5 protein-coding genes are annotated in these 4202 nt (G+C 74.1%); 2 read left to right on the top strand and 3 right to left on the bottom strand.

Translation table 11 applies throughout. The features are described from left to right. A partial coding sequence (locus tag AE652_RS34180) for a hypothetical protein (protein WP_049658751.1) occupies positions 1 to 977 on the bottom strand: 977 nt, incomplete at its 3' end. Positions 978 to 1421: 444 nt separating this feature from the next. Here AE652_RS34180 and AE652_RS34175 point away from each other — a divergent pair. Both AE652_RS34175 and AE652_RS34170 read left to right on the top strand, forming a co-directional pair. Then, a complete protein-coding gene (locus tag AE652_RS34175) occupies positions 1422 to 2171 on the top strand; it encodes a hypothetical protein (protein WP_053112426.1) in 750 nt (249 codons plus the stop codon). A gap of 99 nt (positions 2172 to 2270) precedes the next feature. Next, on the top strand, positions 2271 to 3110 hold the full coding sequence (locus tag AE652_RS34170) for an SAM-dependent methyltransferase (RefSeq protein WP_049658749.1): 840 nt from the start codon (positions 2271 to 2273) through the stop codon (positions 3108 to 3110). A 22-nt stretch (positions 3111 to 3132) separates the two neighbouring features. Here AE652_RS34170 and AE652_RS34165 read toward each other — a convergent pair whose 3' ends face one another. Further along, on the bottom strand, positions 3133 to 3792 hold the full coding sequence (locus tag AE652_RS34165; RefSeq protein WP_049658752.1) for a response regulator transcription factor: 660 nt from the start codon (positions 3790 to 3792) through the stop codon (positions 3133 to 3135). Positions 3793 to 3842: 50 nt separating this feature from the next. Then, the coding region (locus tag AE652_RS34160; protein WP_049658746.1) for a sensor histidine kinase at positions 3843 to 4202 on the bottom strand (360 nt) is incomplete at its 5' end.

Genomic DNA, 4202 nt, shown 5'->3' with positions numbered 1-4202 from the left:
CTCAGCGCCATCGCGGCCCGGTAGCGCTCGGCCGCCCGGTCGAGGATGACGGGCAGCGTCGAGACGGACCGCAGGTCGGCGCGCCCGGTCGCGCCGGCCAGGGCCGCGACGCCCGGCCCGGACACGAGGGGCAGGACGTCGGCGCGGGTCCGCTCCAGCCGGTCGGCGCGCAGCGGGGCCGGGTCCACGGCCACCCGCCAGAAGTTCTGGACGGACGTGCCCCAGCCGGTCAGCCCGGCCAGGCTGTCGCCGTCGACGAAGCCGGTGGCCCCCAGCCAGTTGCCGTGCTCCAGGTCGATGTTCAGGCAGGGGCGGTCCGGGCAGCCGAGGCCGGTCCAGAACGGGTCCAGCGGGTCGTTGACCCGGAACAGGCCGGTCACCACGGCGGTCCGCCGGCTGTCGGGGCCGGTGCTGCCGCTGTCGACGACGTCACCGACCTTGATGCCGACCAGTTCGGCGGCCGTCCGGCTGACCATCACCGGCAGCGGGGCTCCGGCGGTGGCGGGGCCCGGGCGGCTGCCCTCGGTCAGGGTGACCCGGTCGGCGAGGCCGGCCAGGTGGGCCAGGGAGAGCCTGGGCGGGGCGCTGTCGCTCACCCGGCGGTAGCCCGGGTTGAACATCGGGACGGAATCGGTCACGGAGCCGTGCGCCAGGCCCGCCGGGGACAGCGCGAGCTTCCCGCCGACCCGTTCGACGAGCTGCCGGTCGACGGCGTCGAGGTCGGCGGCGGTGTCGCTCGGCCGGGCCTTGGAGGAGAAGTGCAGGCTGGTCGCGTGGATGCCCTGCCGGTGCACGTAGTCCCGCAGCGCCGCGTCCGCGCCCCGGTCGGTGACGCGGGGGACGGCCACGGACAGCAGGACGGTGACGAACGCGAGGGCCGCCGTCAGCAGGGCGGTGCCCGGGTCGGCGCGCAGCCGGGTGCGGACCCAGTGCGCCGGGCGGTGGGCGGCCCCGGGGGTGCCGGCCTTGGCGGTCACGTCTCCTCCACGAGGCGCAGCAGGACGGCGGCCGCCGGAGGGGCCGCAGGTGGACGCGTCGTGCGCGCACCGCGCACGGATCACCGGCGACCGGTCGCCGGACGATGCTGTCAGATCCGATCACCGATCGGAAGGGAATGGTACAGATCGATCCCGGCTCGTCCAGGCACGGTTGGGGCTGGTGGGGGCCGCTGTCCCACTCTCCGCGCGGGAGTTGAACCGTCGGGCCCTCCGGGTCCGTAGTGGATGGTCGTCCGGGGTGCTCCGGACGGTCATCGGGGGTCTAAACCGCTCAAATCGGTGGTGCTTCGAACGCCAATGCGGGTACACCAGTTGACGGTCGCTCAGGTGTGGGGCGGCGCCCGTCCGACGCCGCCCCACCCCGTCCCGCGCGGCCGGAGGACGAGCGGGCCCACGCGCCCGTGGAAAGGCAAGGAGGCGTCCGTGACTCACGACGTGCGCACGCAGAACTCCCCCGCTGTCCGGCGGAGCACCCAGGACGTTCGGACCATCGCGATCCTGCGCCTCGGCGTCGGCCTGATCGGCATCCTGCTGCCGGTGGCCCTGCCGTTCGGCAACTGGCTGGCCGCCGAGCTGACGGGGCGCGGCACCGACGGCTTCTGGCCGAACTCGATGAGCGGCGCGTACTACACCGACACCCGGAACGTCTTCGTCGGCGCGCTGTGCGCCCTCGGGGTGTTCCTGATCTGCTACCGCTTCGACCGCCGGGACGACCGCTGGAGCACGGCGGCCGGGTTCTTCGCGCTCGGGGTCGCGTTCTGCCCGACGTACACCGGGGGCGGGTCCGGCCTCGACCGCACCGTCGGGGTGTTCCACCTGGTCTTCGCCGGCCTGCTGTTCGTCATGCTGGCGGTCTTCTGCCTCTACTCCTTCCGCAACCCCCGCTCCGCCCAGCCGGCCCGGGTGGGCACGGCCTACCTGGTGGCCGGGGTGGTGATCCTGGCCGCCCTGGCGCTCTCGCTGCTGGCCGGGGTGACGGGCGTCGGCTCCGACTGGCCGGTGCGGCCGCTGTACCTGGGCGAGTGGCTGGCCACCTGGGCCTTCGGCCTCGCCTGGACGGGCGCCGCCCTCGAACTCGCGGCGCACGGGCGGCGCGACGCCGACAGCGCCGTGGTCCCCCGTCAGCCGGGCGCCGACGCACTCGACCCGAAGCACCCGGAGGCGCACGCCTGAGACCCTGTCATTCCCGTGCGGCGGGCGACCGTTACCATGCGCACCATGAACCGCCACCAGGGCGGTTGGTGACGGATGCCCAGCGGCGGGAGAACGAACATGGCGAACGAGGTCCGGGCAGAGCACGGTCCGCGCGAGGACTACCCGTCGGTGGACCTGCGGATGGACGTTCCGCACTCCGCCCGGGTCTACGACTACCTCATCGGCGGAAAGACCAACTTCGAGGCGGACCGGGTCGCGGCGCACGCCTCGGTGCGGGCCTGGCCGGCGCTGCCGACCTCGATGCGCACCACCCGCGAGTTCATGCAGCGCTCGGTGCGCAGACTCGCCGAGCAGTACGGCGTACGGCAGTTCCTCGACATCGGCACCGGCATCCCGACCTCGCCGAACGTGCACGAGGTCGCCCAGGCGGTCGACCCCGAGGCCCGGGTCGCCTACGTGGACAACGACCCGATCGTGCTGACCCACGCGCGGGCCCTGATGGACAGCACGCCCGAGGGCCGCACCTGTTACGTGGAGGCCGACTTCCGCGACCCGGAGTCGATCATCGGCAACCCCCGGCTGCGCGAGGTGCTCGACTTCTCGCAGCCGGTGGCGCTGTCGCTGATCGCGATCGTCCACTTCGTGCTGGACGAGGACGACCCGCAGGGCATCGTGCGCCGCTTCATGGACGCCCTGGCCCCCGGCAGCTTCCTCGCCCTGACGGTCTTCACCGGGGACACCGACCCGGTGGGCGTGGGCGGCGTCGGCCGTGAGTACAACGCGCGCGGCATCCCGCTCCAGATCCGCGACAAGGCCGAGACGGAGGCCTTCTTCGACGGCTACGAGCTGCTCGACCCGGGCGTCACGCTGGTGCACCACTGGCGGCCGGACGCCGGTGCCACACCCGTCCGCGACCAGGACATCGCGATGTACGCGGGCGTGGCGATCAAGCGCTGAATCGTTTCTGCGGCGGGCCCGGTCAGCCGGACACCGAGACCAGGCCCGCCTCGTAGGCCAGGATGACCAGCTGCACCCGGTCCCGGGCGTCGAGCTTGGCCAGCAGCCGGGTCATGTAGGTCTTGACGGTCGCGATGCTGAGCACCAGTTCGGCGGCGATCTCGGTGTTGGACAGGCCCCGGCCGACCAGGGTCAGGATCTCGCGCTCGCGCCCGGTGATCGCCGCCAGCCGCCGCTCGGCTGCGACGGCGGCGGCCGCAGCGGTGACACCCCGGGCACCCGGCCCGGGCCCGCCGGTCCCCGACCGCGACGGGCGGCCCCCGACGAACGCCCCGATCAGCCGCCGGGTGACGCCCGGCGCGATCAGCGCGTCCCCGGCGGCGACCACCCGCACCGCGCCGAGGATGTCGTCCAACGCCATGTCCTTGACCAGGAAGCCGGACGCCCCGGCGTGCAGCGCCGCGTACACGTGCTCGTCCTCGTCGAAGGTGGTGAGCACCACCACCCTGGTCGGCCCGCCGTCGGCGGTCACCAACCTGGTCGCCTCGATGCCGTCCATGCCGGGCATCCGGATGTCCATCACCACGACGTCCGGCCGCAGTTCGGCGGCCAGCCGGACGGCCTCCGCCCCGGTGCCGGCCTCGCCGACCACCTCGACGTCCGCCGTCTCCGCGATCACCATCTCCAGCGCGGCGCGCACCAGCGGCTGGTCGTCGACCAGCAGGACCCGGATCACGCGCCCGCCTCCCCGGCCGACAAGCCCGACGAGCCCGACGAACCCGGTACCGACACCGATACCGCCACCGGCACCGGCAGCCGGGCGGCCACCCGGAAGCCGCCCCCGGGCAGCGGCCCGGCCTCGAACTCGCCGCGCAGCAGGGCGACCCGCTCCCGCAGCCCGGCCAGCCCGAACCCGCCGCCGGCCCCCCGGACCGGACCCAGGCCCCGCCCCCGGTCGGTGACCTCGACGGACAGCTCCCCCGCCGTCCGGTGGTCCACCGCCACCACACAGGCGTCGGTGTCCGCGTGCCGCACCACATTGGTGACCGACTCCTGGACGATCCGGAAGGCCGCGAGGTCCACCTCCGGCGG

The sequence above is a fragment of the Kitasatospora sp. MY 5-36 genome (assembly GCF_001182915.1).
Classification (GTDB): domain Bacteria; phylum Actinomycetota; class Actinomycetes; order Streptomycetales; family Streptomycetaceae; genus Kitasatospora.
The sequence above is the reverse complement of the archived record's forward strand: the minus strand, read 5'-3'. Positions and strand labels throughout refer to the sequence as shown.

What these genes read in the sequence shown, in the direction of transcription:
- AE652_RS34170 (WP_049658749.1), top strand. Translation starts at nt 2,271, where the DNA reads ATGGCGAACGAGGTCCGGGCAGAGCACGGTCCGCGCGAGGACTACCCG.
- AE652_RS34165 (WP_049658752.1), bottom strand. Translation starts at nt 3,792, where the DNA reads ATGGTGATCGCGGAGACGGCGGACGTCGAGGTGGTCGGCGAGGCCGGC.